Genomic DNA, 14,936 nt, shown 5'->3' with positions numbered 1-14,936 from the left:
TCCATGATGATTTCAAGCCAACAATAGCAATATGCTGAACTTAAGAAGGGACGGTGCAAGGGATGGATAAAATCAGCTCTCCCGCTGAATTTCAGAAGGCGATCGAGTCGCCGGGATTGACGGTAGCGGTCTTCAAGGCGGACTGGTGCGGAGATTGCAAATTCATAAATCCGTTCATGCCGGACGTTGAAGAGAAGTACAAGGATAAGCTGACGCTTGTCGAAGTGGACGTGGATGCGGTAGGCGAGGTGAGCCAGGAACAGAATATCCTCGGCATTCCGAGCTTTGTCGCTTATTCAGACGGAAAAGAACTGATCCGGTTCGTCAACAAGCTTCGCAAATCGAGACAGGAAATCGAGGATTTCCTCGACCGGGCCGATCAGGTGCACCACACCATTCAGAAATAACCGCCATTCGCCGCTTTCGACGGGTTACCCAGGAAGGCGGCGATTTTGTACAACCAAGGCCTATTACTTCAAAACTTATGTAAATGTCAGATGCCGGACCTGTGCCGATAGGGTATAATGGAAACGCATAATTTCTTAAACAAGCAAGCCGAGAGGCATGACTCCATTCCATAAAAATCCCAACAACGGTGGGTGAGAGAGATGTCCGGCAGACCGTATAGGCGGCTTGGCTACATAACTTGTATTCTGATGTTCATGGCTCTCATGGGCGGCGCTCTTGTGATGGGGCCGGGCTACGGGCTTGGACGCGGCAGCGAATGGCCGCCCAATGGCGGGGTGCTATCTCAGGCGCATACGCTGGGACAGCTGATCGAATGGAGCTATCTCCTGCTCAGCGGATTGGCCGCCCTGGCTTCGGTGCTGGGCTTCCGACTGTACATCAAACTCCGCCATGAGCTTCGGATTTATGCCGGCTTTACGCTGCTGTTCGCCTTGATCCAGGCGGTGCTGGCGGTGTTCGCGGCCGTCTGGTCCTGGTCCGCCGCTGTCATGCCGCTGCAGCTGGGCTTCACGATGATGTCGTTCGCGGGCTCGCTGATGCTGGCGCTGGGAGCGGGCCGGGACCCGGCTCTTGATCAAAATAAGGACAAGCCGGGCATTCCCCCGGCCTTCCGGAATCTGACGTGGGCGACCGCCGTCTTCGCCTGCCTGGTGATGTGGCTGGGCGTTTACGTCAGCCGCATGGATGTGCGCACAGCCGTCTCGGGCAGCTGGCCGTTACATATCAGCGCTATCATAACCAGGCTGGCGGGCGGAACGGGCGTCGTCTTGCTGCACCGGCTCGCGGTGCTTGCGCTGTTTGGCCTTACCGCGCTGCTCGGGCATCTAGCCTTCTGGAAGCATGGCGCAGGCTATCCGGAGCTTAAGAAGCTCGGAATCGCCGCTGTTCTTCTGGGCACGCTGCAAGTGCTGAGCAGCGCTGTATTCGCGCTCGGCGATGAAGCGTGGTATCGGTCCGGTGCGCCAGCTTACGCTGCGTTCAGTTCAGGACTCTTCGGCATCCTGATCTATATGAGCGTCCGCGTCCGGCAGCTTGGCAGTCCGGGAGCCGCGTCAAGGCCCCGTGTCGCCGGCTCTGCGGCGGGCAGTCAGCGGAAATCGCGGCCTGAACAGAGTGCAGGACAGGCACGGGCGGTCATTCCGCCCGAACAAGAGAAATAGAACATAACATATAGGAAACGAAAGGCGGCCGGATGCATGAAAGCGCGGAAGCGGGCCGCCTTTTCGTATACGGATCGAATAGAGTCGATTCAAGGAGGAACACTATTTTGGGATATCGTAATTTGCGTGAATGGATAGAGCAATTGCGGAAAGACAAAGACCTTGCGGTCATCGAGGCGCCGGTCGATCCTTATCTGGAGCTGGCGGAGATTCACCGCCGGGTCATTCAGGAAGAAGGACCGGCCCTGCTGTTCACCAATGTGAAGGGTACGCCGTTCCCGGTCGTGACGAATCTGTTCGGCACGGAGCGGCGTACGGACCAGGCCTTCGGCCCGCGTCCCGAGGCGCTGATGAAAGCGATGATGGGAGCTGTGGAGACACTGCTTCCGCCGACGGTAAGCGGCGTGTGGAAGGAGAAGGGCATGCTGTTTGATCTCCTGAAGGTGGGGGTCAAGAACGTCTCCCAGGGGGAGGCGCCCATCCTGAACGTCTGCCAAAGCACGGACCCACTCAAGGGGCTGCCCCGGGTAACGAGCTGGCAGGAGGATGGCGGCCCGTTCGTGACGCTGCCGCTGGTCTATACCGAGAGCCCTTCGAATCCGAAGGATCATAACCTCGGCATGTACCGGATTCAGATCTATGACGATCAGACGACCGGTGTTCACTGGCAGATTCACAAGGGCGGCGGCTTCCACCATTTCGAGGCTGAGCAGCGTAATGAGGCGCTCCCGGTCTCCGTCTTCATCGGCGGACCGCCCGCACTCATCGCGACAGCTATCGCACCCGTTCCGGAGCGCATGCCGGAGCTGCTGCTGGCTTCCCTAGTCATGGGCGGCCGCTTGCCGATGGTGCAGGACCCGATGGGCGGCCACCGCATGCCGGCCGAAGCCGAATTCGTGATCCGCGGGCTTGTCCCGCCTCATGTCCGGCGGCCGGAGGGCCCGTTCGGCGACCATTACGGCTACTACTCCCTGCAGCATGATTTCCCGATCCTGCAGGTGCAGCGCATGTGGCGGCGGAAGGACGCCATCTATCCGGCGACCATTGTTGGCAAGCCGCGCCAGGAGGATTACTATCTCGGCGATTTCCTGCAGCGTCTGCTGTCGCCGGCCTATCCGCTCGTGATGCCGTCCGTCAAATTCTTGTGGGCGTACTCGGAATCCGGCTCCCACACGCTGGCTTCCGCCGTCGTGCGCGAGAGCTATTCCCGGGAAGCGCTCGTCTCCGCCTTCCGGATTCTGGGCGAAGGCCAGCTGTCTCTGACCAAGTTCCTGATTCTAACGAATGAGCCGGTTGATCTGGCGAATTTCCCGCTGCTGCTGGAGACTGTGCTGGAACGGTTCGATCCGGCGGTCGATCTGTTCATCTTCAACAACACATCGCATGATACGCTCGATTATACCGGGAAGCGGATGAACCACGGCAGCAAGGGCGTGCTTATGGGCGTCGGCGACAAGAAGCGCGAGCTGCCGCGCAGCTATGACGAGGGCCTGATTCCCGGCATCGGGGATGCGGCGCCTTATTGCGGCGGCTGTCTGGTCGTGTCGGGGCCTTCGTTCACCGAAGATCCCGAGCTTGCGAAGCGTCTTCCCGGCATTCTGAGCGAGAAGAACACGAAATGGCCGCTCGTCATTCTGGTCGACAACGCGACCGAAACGGTGCGGACACAGGTGTCGTTCCTGTGGACCGTCTTCACCCGCTTCAATCCGGCGACCGATATTTATGCCGAGGCGAAGCTGCAACAGCACCATATCGGGTACAGCCTGCCGATCGTCATCGACGCCCGGATGAAGCCGGGTTATCCGGATGAGCTGTTCCCCAGAGAAGATATTGTGGAACTCGTCGACCGGAACTGGAAGAATTATTTTCCCGGAGGACTGAGAGGCTGATCCGTCTTTAACGATAACGTTGTGAGAGGAGGGGCGGGAGTTGCTGCGAAACCTGCTGGGTGAACCGCCGCGCGAGAATTCAGGCGCGCTGAAAGAAGCGATGGAGAGCATGGCCAGACTGGCCGCTCTGCTGCGCAAGGATATAAATGCCCATCCGGACCGGGATCAAGGATACCGGAGGGTGGAGCTCTGGACCCGCGGACTCATGACCTCCCTCGACGAGCTGGAGCAGAGTCATTTCGCCGCTGCTTTTTTTCGCCGGTCGGTCCAGGCGGGGTATATGGACGAGATGAACGTCAGCGAACAGGGGGAGTATGCAAGATACGTTTATTTTTACAAGAACGGCTTCATCCGCGTCTTCTCCCTGCTGGACAAGCTGGGCACGGTGCTCAATACCCTGTATGACCTCAACACCGCCAGGATCAAGGCCCACTTCTCCTATTTCACGGTGCTTCGGCAGTTCCGTAACAATCAGGACCATCGTGATCTATGCGCAAGGCTCGAGGAGATCAAGGACAGGTACAGGGAGCCGATGCAGCGGCTGCGGAAGCGGCGGAACGCCGAAATCCACTACATGAACTCCGAGCTTCAGGACGATTTGTGGCAGCTGCACCAGGGGGTGCATGACCGCATCCGGCTTGAGGATCTGGATGAGCATCTGGAGGATTTGCGGCTTGGCATCGAGATGGTGTGCCGGTCGCTGTCGCAGGCATATGGATATAGCGGAAGACTGCTGGAACGGAGATTGGGAAAATCGAGATAAAACCAACTATTTCCTTTAAAAAATCTTTGACAAAGCATGTAAAGGATTTTATACTAAGGAATGAAAATTTCATAAAATATCTTATCGAGAGTGGCGGAGGGACAGGCCCGATGAAGCCCGGCAACCGGTTGACGAATTTCAAATTTCATTTTGAGATCGGCAATGTCATGGTGCTAATTCCTACATGGTCGTGATAGGTTTCACGGCTTTGCGCAGATGAGAGGGCGTTATGCATAAATGATGAAGGCCTCCTGTGTTCAGCGAAGAACGCCGGGGCCTTTTTTGATATGTGCAGGGGAAGTCTGGCAAGGACTTGAGAGAATGGAAGGCTAGGGGAGGCTGTACGTTTGATAGAGTTGAAGGGTTTGACCAAAGTATACGGAAAGGGCCCGCGGGCTGCGGTCGCGCTATCGAAGGTGGATCTGCAGATCGGGAAAGGCGAGATCTTCGGGGTGATCGGTCATTCCGGCGCCGGCAAAAGCACGCTGATCCGCTGCATCAATCTGCTGGAGCGTCCGACTGAGGGGGAAGTGTGGGTTGACGGCACGGAGCTGACCCGGCTGGGCAAAAGCCAGCTGCAGGAGTCGCGGCGCAAGATCGGCATGATCTATCAGCATTTCAATCTGCTGTCCTCCGCCACCGTGTACGACAATATTGCGTTCCCGCTCCGGCTTGTTCACACGCCGAAGGAGAGCATCGACCGGAAGGTGGCGGAGCTGCTCCAGCTCGTAGGCCTGACCGATCACCGGTACAAGTATCCCGCTCAGCTGTCCGGCGGGCAGAAGCAGCGGGTCGGAATCGCGCGGGCACTGGCCAACGATCCGGATGTGCTGCTGTGCGACGAGGCGACCTCGGCGCTGGACCCGCAGACAACGGACTCGATTCTCCGGCTGCTGCTGGATATTAACAAGCGCTTCAATCTGACGATCGTTCTGATTACGCATGAGATGCATGTCATTCAGAGCATCTGCGACCGCGTAGCCGTCATTCACGACGGCGGAATCGTTGAACAGGGACTTGTTACCGATGTGTTCCTGAAGCCGAAGCATGAGGTGACGAAGGAATTCATCCGCAGCGAATCCCAGGGGGATGGCCCGCTGCAGGCGGCGCTGCTGGCGCAGACGGGAAGTTTCTCGCTTCCGGTGAAGATCACTTTCCTCGGGGAGAAGACCTACGAATCGACGCTGTCACGCGTGGCCGGACAGGCCGGTGTGAATTTCGCGATTCTCCAAGGCACGATCTCGACGATCAAGGATGTGCCATATGGCCAGCTAATCGTGCGCTTTGAAGGAGATGGCGAGGCGACCGGCAGAGCGATCGCTGAGCTGACGGCTCAGGGGCTTGATGTGGAGGTGCTGGCATGATATTCGGACTCGATTTTTCGTCCGTGGACTGGAGCGAAATGCTTACAGGAACGGCTGATACCTTGAAAATGCTTGGAAGCTCCACCATTTTCACCATAATTCTCGGTTTGCCGCTCGGAATCATGCTGTATTTGTGGGGCAAATCCGAGAACAAGCTGACCCGAGTTATTTATTCGGTGATTTCCTTTCTCGTCAACATTCTCCGGTCCGTGCCGTTCATTATTCTCGGCATTGCGCTGATTCCGTTCAGCCGGGCGGTGGTCGGGACTTCCATTGGTGTACTCGGCATGATCCCGGCGCTTGTCATTGGAGCTGCTCCGTTCTTCGCGCGTCTTGTCGAGACGTCGCTGCGTGAAGTCGATCGCGGCGTCATTGAGGCGGCTCAGGGAATGGGGGCCTCGACCGGACAGATCATTATGCGTGTTCTGCTGCCTGAAGCCCGTCCTGGCCTTCTGGCGGGAGCGACGATTACCGTCGTAACGCTGGTCTCCTATACCGCTATGTCGGGGATGTTCGGCGGTGGCGGACTGGGAGATTTGGCAATCCGCTACGGCTATCAGCGGTATGAGAAGGAAGTCATGATCGTCTCGATCATCCTGCTTGTCGTTCTGGTGCAACTGCTGCAGATGGCAGGCGACCGGCTTGTCCGGCATTTCACACGTAAATAAGGATTTATACCATATACCTTATTGAGGCGGTGATGTCCGGCCCGCAAGGGAAGGACTCTCGCCAAAGAGGTGGCGCCGTGGTTTGGGGAAACCGCAGGATGCCGCCGTACACACATACTTTAGAGGGGGATTCATCATGAAAAAAGTACTGCTAACCTTGTTCAGCCTGACGCTTGTTGTTATGCTCGCCGCCTGCGGCAGCGACAACAATGCTTCTTCCGGTTCCTCCGCTTCTACGGCACCTTCCGCCGGAGCTTCTTCCGCTCCGAGCGCTGCCGAGCCGGTTACGCTCGTTATCGGCGCTTCTCCGGTTCCGCATGCCGAGATTCTGAAGGCAATTGCGCCGCAGCTTGAAGCTGAGGGCATCAAGCTGGAAATCAAGGAATTTACCGATTATGTTCAGCCGAACGTACAGCTGGCCGAAGGCGAACTGGATGCGAACTTCTTCCAGCACAAGCCTTATCTGGATGACCAGAATCAAAAGAATGGCTGGAGCCTGACGTCTGTCGTAGCGGTTCATGTTGAACCGTTCGGCGCATACTCCAAGAAGATCAAATCGATCGACGAGCTGAAGGACGGCGCCAAGGTTGCCATTCCGAACGATGCCACGAACGGCGGACGCGCCCTGATTCTGCTGGCCAAGAACGGCTTGATCACACTGAAGGACCCGACCAACATCGCTTCGACCAAATCCGATATTGTCGAGAACAAGAAGAACCTGAAGATTATCGAGCTGGAAGCCGCCAATCTGCCGCGCCAGCTGGCTGAAGTCGATCTGGCGCTGATCAATTCCAACTATGCGCTGGAAGCTGGCCTCGTGCCGACGAAGGACGCCCTGTTCATCGAGAGCGGAGATTCCCCTTACGCGAACCTGCTGGTAACCCGTCCGGAAGACAAGGACAAGGATGCCATTAAGAAGCTGGCCGCCGCTCTGACCTCTGCGGAAGCGAAGAAATTCATCGAAGACAAGTACCAAGGCTCCATCGTCCCGGCATTCTAATCTTATCTATACAACTGAACCCCCGCTCAGCTTTCGGCTGTGCGGGGTTTTTTTTGCTAGAAACCCAAAGATGGAAAACATCACATAAACCGCATATGATAAATAATGAGCATTTTGCAAAATGCAGAAATCTTAAGTCTGTCTGGAGAGTGAAGACATGAAGCAGTTGTTGGTGGCCGACGACGATCCCCATATCCGGACGCTGCTGCGCCAGGTTCTTACCCGGGAGGGCTACGCTGTAATGGAGGCGGAAGACGGAGTGAAGGCGCAGGAGATACTGGCGAATACCCCAATTGATCTGGCGGTTGTCGATGTCATGATGCCCAGAATGGACGGGCTGAATTTATGCCAGCACATCCGGGAGACATATGATATCCCGATCATCCTCCTCACCGCCAGACAGCAGCTGAGCGACAAAGAGCAGGGCTTCCTGCGGGGAACGGATGACTATCTGACGAAGCCGTTCGAGCCTGCCGAGCTGCTGTTCCGCATTTCGGCGCTGTTCCGCCGGTATTCCTTCGCCCCGGATGACAAAATCCGTCTGAACACGCTGGTGATCGACCGCAAAAACTATGAGATCACAGACGGCAATGAGACGCTGCTGCTGCCGGTCAAGGAATTTGAGCTGCTTGCGCAGCTGGCGTCGTTTCCCGGCCGCCTGTTCAGCAGAGGAGAACTGATTGAGCGGATTTGGGGAATCGATTACGAAGGAGACGAGCGGACGGTGGATGTTCATATCAAGCGGCTGCGTCAGCGGTTCGCCGATTACGGGGACAAGTTCGCCATTCGCACGATCCGGGGAATCGGGTACAAACTGGAGCTGGTGACGTCATGAAGTCGCTCTATACGCGGACGTCGCTCATTTTTTGTTCGGCTATAGTCGTGAGCAGTCTGCTCGCTTTTCTGCTGTCCAACCTGTATTACCAGATCGTAGTCAAACCCGAGAATGACGACAAGCTGACGGGGATGGCCCTTCAGATTCAGCAATTCGGACAAGCCCATGCGGATGAAATTGATGGTTATTTAGCCAGTACCGCTGCTCTCGGTTACAAAATGCTGCTGACCGACGGCAATGGCGGCGACCGCTTCTTCGGCAAACCCTTCCGGGTTAACGATCTTCCGCAGAGCAGCATCGAAGCCGTCCTGAAGGGAGAGATTTATCACGGTATCGCGGAGTTCCCGGGACAGCTCTTCGTCACCGGCTTCTTCGATAACCAGCTGCGCAATTCCATAGGGGTACCGCTGAATCTCGGGGGAACAACCTACGCGCTGTTCATGAGAGCCGATGCTGAGGTTCAATTTGGTGAACTGCGCATTTTCTTCGCGATGATTATCGTACTTACTGCGTTATTCAGTCTCGCCTTCATGCTTGTTACGGCTCTTCACATCGTATTGCCGATCATCAGAATGACGGACGCGACGCGCAAAATCTCCCGGGGCAGATACGATATTACGCTGAACACGCGCAGAACGGATGAGATCGGCGTATTAGCGGAGCATTTCATGGTCATGAGCCGGGAGCTGGAACGGACCAACCGGGCCAGACAGGAGTTCGTCGCCAACGTGTCCCATGAAATCGAGTCGCCGCTGACCTCCATCCAGGGGTTTGCGCACACGATGAGGACGGAGGAGGTCACAGCCGCTCAGCGCAGCGAGTATTTGACCATCATCGAGGAGGAGAGCCGGAGGATGTCCCGGCTGAGCAAGCAGCTGCTTACACTGTCTTCGCTGGACTACGATCCCGGTGCGCTGGAGATTACCAGGTTCAGCCTGAAGCTGCAAATCCGCCAGATCGCACAGATGCTGGAATGGAGACTTAGTGAAAAACAGCTCGCCTTGAGATTATCTGTACAGGACATTGAGATCCGGGGCGATGCCAATCTGCTCTACCAGGTATGGATGAATCTGCTGTCCAATGCGGTCAAGCATACTCCGGAGGGCGGCGAAATCGCGGTAAGCGCAGCCGCGCATGGCGGGCGGTGCCGCGTCACCGTCTATAATTCCGGCGAAGGTCTTCCGTCTGAGGAGCTGGAGCGCATCTTTGACCGGTTCTATAAAGTCGACAAGAACCGCAGCCGTGAGGATTCAGGCAGCGGCCTCGGTCTTGCCATCGTCCGCAAAATCGTGCAGGCGCATCAAGGCACTGTCGAAGCGGCGAGCGAGATCGGGAAAGGAACTACTTTTACGGTAGAGCTTCCCCTGGCGGATTTGTAATCTGCTGTTCATACTCCGTTCATTTTCCGGCTTTACACTGGTCCCATACCGGTTAAGGAGGAGAATGACATGTTTTTGGCCTTACGGGAGATCAGGCACTCTAAGGCGAGATACACTTTAATTGCTGTTATTATGCTGCTGATTTCGTTCCTGGTTCTGTTCGTGACAGGACTTGCGCAGGGACTGTCCTACGCCAATATTTCAGCGCTCGCCAATATGAAAGCCACAGGATTCATTGTTCAAAAGGATGCGGACCACCGTTTCAGAAGCTCACAGCTAAGCGAAGCTCAGCTGGATGCGGCCCGCGCGGCGGTTGGTTCACAGAACGCGGATTATCTTGGCGTTCAATCCGCAGCCGTGACGGTTCCCGGCGCCGATTCCAAGCTCGACATCACCTTCTTCGCGGTGGACATGCAGGGTTCGCTGGCGCCGCCGATTACCGAAGGGCAAGCCTTGACGAATGACACTGCCGGTTCGGTGGTTGCCGACAGCAAGCTGAAGGAGTCCGGCGTGACGCTCGGTGGTACGCTTACGGACCCCGAGTCCGGTCTAAGCTGGATCGTAGCTGGATTCACCAAGGACCGCTCTTACAGCCACGCTCCGGTCGTGTATATGAACCAAGGCGACTGGCTGAAGCTGAAAGGAGCCTCCGGCAAAGCCTCTTCCGGCCTTACCTTCAATGCCATTGCAGTGAATGCATCCGGTGAACAGTCGGATAAGCTAGCAGGTGCGGTTGACGGCGCCGAGCTGATCACCAAGAAGCAGGCGATTTCGGCTGTGCCGGGATACTCTGCAGAGCAGGGCTCGCTTCTTATGATGATTGTTTTTCTCTATGTCATTTCCGCGTTCGTGCTGTCGGTTTTCTTCTATGTGATCACCATTCAGAAGACAGGGCAGTTCGGCATACTGAAGGCGACAGGCGCAAGGTCGGGGTATTTAGCCTGGAGCGTGATGGCCCAGGTGCTCGCGCTCTCCCTGGTCAGCTTGGCGGTAAGTCTGCTGCTGACCGGAACGGCTTCGCGCATGATGCCGAGCGGTATGCCTTTCCACATGGATGTCCGGACGATGCTGATGACGGGCGGATTGTTCATCGGTGTTTCACTGGTTGGCTCGCTTGTTTCCGTATTTCGGGTAACCAAGATCGATGCGCTTGAAGCGATAGGGAGGACTGGAGCATGAGCGGCAAGCTTGTAATGGACAAAATTACGAAGACGTATGGAGACGGAGACGCCAAACTGACCGTGCTGAATCATCTGGATCTTGAAGTGAATCCCGGTGAATTCGTGGCGGTTCTCGGCCCCTCGGGTTCCGGCAAAAGTACATTTCTGTCGACAGCGGGTGCGCTGCTGACGCCGACAAGCGGCGAGGTGTGGATTGGCGGAGAGCCGTTGTCCGGCAAAAATAAGCGCGAGCTTGCGGAACTGCGCCTGCACAAGATCGGCTTCATGTTCCAGAGCGCGCATCTTCTGCCTTATCTCAGCGTCGAGGAGCAGCTGCTGTTCGCGGCCAAGTTAGGGTCCATGCCGTCCAGGACGGCAAAGGCCCGTGCCGAGAAGCTGCTGAAGCGGCTCGATCTCTGGGGCCGCAGGAAGCATTATCCCGAGCATCTCTCGGGCGGGGAGAAGCAGCGGACGGCCATCGCCCGGGCATGGATGAACGATCCTGCCATTCTGCTGGCCGATGAGCCGACGGCAAGCCTTGACTTCAAGCGAGGGCTTGAGGTTGTGAACATGATCGCGGACGAGGTGAAGGAAGAAGGCAAGGCCGCGGTCATGGTCACCCATGACGTGCGGATGCTGGAGCGCTGTGACCGCGTGCTTGTTCTGGACAGCGGCGTTCTGGTCCCGCGTGTTCATAGTCTTCATGTCTAGATTGCACCTGCCCGGCTCGCGCCACAGGAAACAATTAAATCAATGGTTCGACTGGACAAAGCCGGCATTCAGCCGGCTTTGTTGCTGTATGTGGAGCGTCGACCGTAACAATCAGAAAAATCCCGGCCGCTTGCCAGAAGGCAAACGGCCGGGACGGTGTATTGCTACGGGATTAGAATACCTGGACAACTTCCTCGACGCCTTCAACCTCTTCGATGAGGGCGCGTTCAATCCCGGCTTTCAGCGTGATCGTGGAGCTTGGGCAGCTGCCGCAGGCACCCATCAATTTCAGCTTGACGATGCCGTCTTCAACGTCGATCAGTTCAACGTCGCCGCCGTCGCGCTGCAAGAACGGACGAAGTTTATCCAATACATCTGCAACTTCATCATACATGGTGCTTTGTGCATTCTCACTCATTTCTCAATCACTCCTTTCGTACGTATATTATAGTACAATTATTTAAAAAATAAAACGGTTAGTAAAGGCTGGGAGATAAACAATGAGACCAATTATTGAATTTTGTGTCAGCAACCTGGGGCATGGAACCGAAGAACTGAAAAAGAAGCTGGAGCAGAACCCTGACTATGATGTTGTCGAATACGGCTGCCTCGATAACTGCGAGCAGTGCTTCTTCGAGCCTTTCGCCCTGGTGAATGGAGAGATCATCGCCGCCGTTTCGGCGGAAGAACTGGAAGAGGCCATCTTGGCCAAAATCAAGGAGTTCGAAGCGTGGAACAACCTTGAGATCGACTAAAACGGCCTCTGGTGTTGGCAACAGACAAGGCGAATGACGCAGTCAGATAATAGGCATCGAGACATCGAGATTTGAGGCATTTAGATAATCGTACCCGAAGCAAACGCTTGTCCGCTTAGCCAAAATGGCGTTTGGACATCCAGAGCACGCCGCTCTTCAGGATGCGGGGCACCCGGCCCATAACAGAGCGGCTGCCCAGAAGGCCGAAGCCTTCGGTCTTGCCAAGGGAGCCGAGCGTTCCCTTCAGCTTGATGTTGTGCAGCTTCGGCGTTTCGTTCTTCCACAGGGCGCGCATAATATGCGCAATCTGCTCGCCCTGCGCGCCCGCCGCCTGGGCGCTCGGCGCGAACGGCAGGCTTGCGCAGTCGCCGATCACATACACCTCCGGATAGTCCGAAACCTGATAGTACTGCCCAAGGATCACTCTCCCGCCCCGGTCTTTGGGGAGGTTCAGGTCCTGCACGACCTTGACGGGCTGAATTCCGCCGGTCCAGACGGTAACGTCGGAGTAAATAGCTTCCGTGCCATTATAGACGACGCCCGGCTCGATATGGGATACCGAAATTTTACCCCGGGTATTCACCTGATGCTCGCTGAACCATTCCTCCACATACTTGGAGAGCCTCGCCGGGAAGGAAGACAGCACCCGCTCTCCGCGGTCGAGGATCGTGATGTTCAGGTCGGGCCGGCTCTCGCGCAGCTCCGCTGCCAGCTCGACGCCACTAAGACCGCCACCGACGATATTTACCGTGCCGTACGGCTTCACATCATTCAGACGGCGGTACGTTTCCCGCGTGGAGGAGAGACTTTGAATACTGCATGTATACTCGGAAGCGCCCGGGATGCCGTGGTAATTGTCCGTACAGCCGAGCGCGATGGCCAGTAGATCGTAAGGAATCTCCTCACCCTCTGCCATATGAACCAGCCGACGGTCAAGCTCCACAGAAGAGATCTCGCCATACCGCTTCTTCACCCTGGGATCATCCGGAAAAGCAATTCGGATATCATGATCCGAGACCGTCCCTGCCGCCAGTGAATAATACTCGGTCTTGATGCCCTGGTAGGGCATTTTGTCGATGAGGACAATTTCCGTATCGGCGGGGAGCTGGTGCTCAAGCAGGGTCTGGATCAAAGCGAGGCCGCCGTAGCCGCCTCCGAGAACAAGCAGTTTCTTCATGGAGTCCGGTCTTCCTTTCGATGGTGGAATGGAAACGCGATTGTTCGGGTGATTTCGGTCTTATATTGCGGAACGAGCCTATTCGTATACCTTGATTTCGTTGTAGAACGTATCGCGTTCGACGGGAATGCGTCCAGCCCCTTTAACGAGCCAGATGAGCTCTTCGCGCGTCATGCCTTCCGGTGTCAGTGCGCCGGCCGAATGGCTGATGCGCTCCTTCAGAATCGTGCCGTGCACGTCCGAAGCGCCGAAGTTGAGCGCTACCTGGGTGAGCTGAGGACCGATATTAATGAAGTAAGCTTTCACATGATCGATGTTGTCCAGCATCAGCCGGCTGATCGCAATGGTCTTGAGATCCTCGTAAGCGGAATTCCGGCGCATAATCCCGGCATTCTTGCTCTTTGGCTGCATGGACAGCGGGATAAAGACCATAAATCCGTTCGTCTCGTCCTGCAGATCGCGGATCTGAATCATATGCCGGACACGGTCCTCGTGGGATTCGATCGAGCCGTACAGCATCGTCGTATGCGTCCGCATGCCGAGCTTGTGCGCCTGACGATGAACCTCCAGATACTCTTTGACGTTCGCTTTGTCGACCTTCATTTTTTTGCGATACTGGTCAGACAGAATTTCCGCACCACCTCCGGTAAGGGTCTGAAGACCCACCGCCCGCAGACGCTCCAGCACTTCGCGGATGCTGAGGCCGCTGATCCGGGTGAAGAAGTCGATTTCCGCCGCCGTATAGGCTTTGAGCGTTACGCCCGGGAACCGGTCATGCAGCGCCTGAAGCGAATCGACATAATACTGGAAAGGCATATGCTGATTATGTCCGCCGACAATATGGAACTCGCGCACGCCGGGATGAATATGCTGCTCCACATAAGCGACCATTTCTTCGCCGGACAGCGTATAGGCGCCCTCTTCGCCTTCATCCTTGCGGAAATTGCAGAACGCGCAGCGGGATTCGCATACATTGGTGAAGTACAGGCTCATATTTTCGATAAAATACACCTTGTTCCCGTTCTTGCGCCGGTTGGCGAGATCCGCCAGCTGGCCGATCGTCAGCAGATCGCTGCTATCATATAAATAAACGCCATCCTCCAGGGTCAATCGTTCTCCTGCATGGACCTTCAGGGCGATTTCGTTCATACGGGCGTCGGTGCCCGGCACAGTAATTGTAGACATCATATTCCTCCTAAATGTATGGGCAGCCCAAGTCTCCATGAAAGTCTTTTCACAAGAACTGCCGGACAGGTATACGTACTTCTTATTTCAGCAAGAAAACATCCCGCTGTTTCCCGCAAGCGAAAAACGACGCAGATGTTTTCATAAAGAGCAAGCCGCAGGCGGCCTTCAGTTAGAAACTGGTGATTCCGACATTTCGAATTTTAAATGATTGCTGTACTTATTATAAACCTCTCTCTCTGGGTGAGCAACAGCCCACTTTTCCTTCTGTTCATAGGCGATAACCCCAGGAAACCCGCAAAGTGAGGCTTGTACCAGGCAGCGGGTTCAGGCTAGTTCATTCAAAAAAGCAGAGCCACGGAATGGCGGCTTGTCGGCGTGCGGCGAGTGAAGTATACTTGATTTAAATATAAGAAATTCTA

At 56.0% G+C, this 14,936-nt stretch carries 15 protein-coding genes and 1 riboswitch; of the genes, 12 read left to right on the top strand and 3 right to left on the bottom strand.

Translation table 11 applies throughout. From position 1 onward, the window contains the following. Positions 1-62: 62 nt before the first annotated feature. The 11 genes from PSTEL_RS21515 to PSTEL_RS21465 all read left to right on the top strand — a co-directional run bounded on the left by PSTEL_RS21515 (position 63) and on the right by PSTEL_RS21465 (position 11,397). Positions 63-407 carry a thioredoxin family protein gene (locus PSTEL_RS21515; protein WP_038698527.1) on the top strand — a complete coding sequence of 115 codons (345 nt, stop codon included), beginning with the start codon at positions 63-65 and terminating at the stop codon, positions 405-407. 201 nt (positions 408-608) lie between these two features. After that, positions 609-1,628 carry a COX15/CtaA family protein gene (locus tag PSTEL_RS21510; protein WP_156995935.1) on the top strand — a complete coding sequence of 340 codons (1,020 nt, stop codon included), beginning with the start codon at positions 609-611 and terminating at the stop codon, positions 1,626-1,628. Between the two features lie 107 nt (positions 1,629-1,735). Beyond that, a complete protein-coding gene (locus PSTEL_RS21505) occupies positions 1,736-3,517 on the top strand; it encodes a UbiD family decarboxylase (RefSeq protein WP_038698522.1) in 1,782 nt (593 codons plus the stop codon). 40 nt (positions 3,518-3,557) lie between these two features. Further along, on the top strand, positions 3,558-4,280 hold the full coding sequence (locus PSTEL_RS21500) for a Cthe_2314 family HEPN domain-containing protein (RefSeq protein WP_038698520.1): 723 nt from the start codon (positions 3,558-3,560) through the stop codon (positions 4,278-4,280). A gap of 78 nt (positions 4,281-4,358) precedes the next feature. Beyond that, positions 4,359-4,503, top strand: a riboswitch (SAM riboswitch). A gap of 124 nt (positions 4,504-4,627) precedes the next feature. Next, a complete protein-coding gene (locus PSTEL_RS21495) occupies positions 4,628-5,644 on the top strand; it encodes a methionine ABC transporter ATP-binding protein (protein ID WP_038698518.1) in 1,017 nt (338 codons plus the stop codon). Further along, a complete protein-coding gene (locus PSTEL_RS21490) occupies positions 5,644-6,312 on the top strand; it encodes a methionine ABC transporter permease (protein WP_156996085.1) in 669 nt (222 codons plus the stop codon). Before PSTEL_RS21495 ends, PSTEL_RS21490 begins: the two co-directional genes overlap by 1 nt. Before the next feature lie 136 nt (positions 6,313-6,448). Then, on the top strand, positions 6,449-7,312 hold the full coding sequence (locus tag PSTEL_RS21485; RefSeq protein WP_038698514.1) for a MetQ/NlpA family ABC transporter substrate-binding protein: 864 nt from the start codon (positions 6,449-6,451) through the stop codon (positions 7,310-7,312). Positions 7,313-7,469: 157 nt separating this feature from the next. Continuing rightward, positions 7,470-8,147, top strand: a complete 678-nt coding sequence (locus PSTEL_RS21480; RefSeq protein ID WP_038698512.1) for a response regulator transcription factor — start codon at positions 7,470-7,472, stop codon at positions 8,145-8,147. Further along, a complete protein-coding gene (locus PSTEL_RS21475) occupies positions 8,144-9,526 on the top strand; it encodes a sensor histidine kinase (protein WP_038698510.1) in 1,383 nt (460 codons plus the stop codon). Before PSTEL_RS21480 ends, PSTEL_RS21475 begins: the two co-directional genes overlap by 4 nt. Positions 9,527-9,595: 69 nt before the next feature. Then, positions 9,596-10,705, top strand: a complete 1,110-nt coding sequence (locus tag PSTEL_RS21470; protein ID WP_038698508.1) for an ABC transporter permease — start codon at positions 9,596-9,598, stop codon at positions 10,703-10,705. Beyond that, positions 10,702-11,397 carry an ABC transporter ATP-binding protein gene (locus PSTEL_RS21465; RefSeq protein WP_038698506.1) on the top strand — a complete coding sequence of 232 codons (696 nt, stop codon included), beginning with the start codon at positions 10,702-10,704 and terminating at the stop codon, positions 11,395-11,397. The genes PSTEL_RS21470 and PSTEL_RS21465 overlap by 4 nt, the downstream gene beginning before the upstream one ends. A gap of 172 nt (positions 11,398-11,569) precedes the next feature. On the opposite strand, the gene PSTEL_RS21460 is transcribed toward PSTEL_RS21465, so the two are convergent. Further along, complete coding sequence (locus PSTEL_RS21460) at positions 11,570-11,815, bottom strand: NifU family protein (RefSeq protein WP_038698504.1); 246 nt, start codon at positions 11,813-11,815, stop codon at positions 11,570-11,572. Between the two features lie 82 nt (positions 11,816-11,897). Between PSTEL_RS21460 and PSTEL_RS21455 the strand changes: the two genes are divergently transcribed. Further along, a complete protein-coding gene (locus tag PSTEL_RS21455; protein WP_038698501.1) occupies positions 11,898-12,152 on the top strand; it encodes a YuzB family protein in 255 nt (84 codons plus the stop codon). Between the two features lie 115 nt (positions 12,153-12,267). Here the strand turns inward: PSTEL_RS21455 and PSTEL_RS21450 are convergent, their stop codons facing one another. Continuing rightward, positions 12,268-13,329, bottom strand: a complete 1,062-nt coding sequence (locus PSTEL_RS21450) for an NAD(P)/FAD-dependent oxidoreductase (RefSeq protein WP_038698499.1) — start codon at positions 13,327-13,329, stop codon at positions 12,268-12,270. Between the two features lie 78 nt (positions 13,330-13,407). Further along, positions 13,408-14,514, bottom strand: a complete 1,107-nt coding sequence (gene mqnE / locus PSTEL_RS21445) for an aminofutalosine synthase MqnE (protein ID WP_038698496.1) — start codon at positions 14,512-14,514, stop codon at positions 13,408-13,410. Positions 14,515-14,936: the final 422 nt, after the last annotated feature.

Origin of the sequence: Paenibacillus stellifer, assembly GCF_000758685.1 — a bacterium.
Taxonomy (GTDB): Bacteria; Bacillota; Bacilli; order Paenibacillales; family Paenibacillaceae; genus Paenibacillus_AQ; species Paenibacillus_AQ stellifer.
This window is presented reverse-complemented; position numbering and strand designations above follow the sequence as displayed.

Excerpts from the sequence above, each read along its gene's own strand:
- PSTEL_RS21515 (WP_038698527.1), top strand. The coding sequence starts at position 63 with ATGGATAAAATCAGCTCTCCCGCTGAATTTCAGAAGGCGATCGAGTCG.
- PSTEL_RS21510 (WP_156995935.1), top strand. The coding sequence starts at position 609 with ATGTCCGGCAGACCGTATAGGCGGCTTGGCTACATAACTTGTATTCTG.
- PSTEL_RS21485 (WP_038698514.1), top strand. The coding sequence starts at position 6,449 with ATGAAAAAAGTACTGCTAACCTTGTTCAGCCTGACGCTTGTTGTTATG.
- PSTEL_RS21480 (WP_038698512.1), top strand. The coding sequence starts at position 7,470 with ATGAAGCAGTTGTTGGTGGCCGACGACGATCCCCATATCCGGACGCTG.
- PSTEL_RS21475 (WP_038698510.1), top strand. The coding sequence starts at position 8,144 with ATGAAGTCGCTCTATACGCGGACGTCGCTCATTTTTTGTTCGGCTATA.
- PSTEL_RS21470 (WP_038698508.1), top strand. The coding sequence starts at position 9,596 with ATGTTTTTGGCCTTACGGGAGATCAGGCACTCTAAGGCGAGATACACT.
- PSTEL_RS21465 (WP_038698506.1), top strand. The coding sequence starts at position 10,702 with ATGAGCGGCAAGCTTGTAATGGACAAAATTACGAAGACGTATGGAGAC.
- PSTEL_RS21460 (WP_038698504.1), bottom strand. The coding sequence starts at position 11,815 with ATGAGTGAGAATGCACAAAGCACCATGTATGATGAAGTTGCAGATGTA.
- PSTEL_RS21455 (WP_038698501.1), top strand. The coding sequence starts at position 11,898 with ATGAGACCAATTATTGAATTTTGTGTCAGCAACCTGGGGCATGGAACC.
- PSTEL_RS21450 (WP_038698499.1), bottom strand. The coding sequence starts at position 13,329 with ATGAAGAAACTGCTTGTTCTCGGAGGCGGCTACGGCGGCCTCGCTTTG.
- mqnE (WP_038698496.1), bottom strand. The coding sequence starts at position 14,514 with ATGTCTACAATTACTGTGCCGGGCACCGACGCCCGTATGAACGAAATC.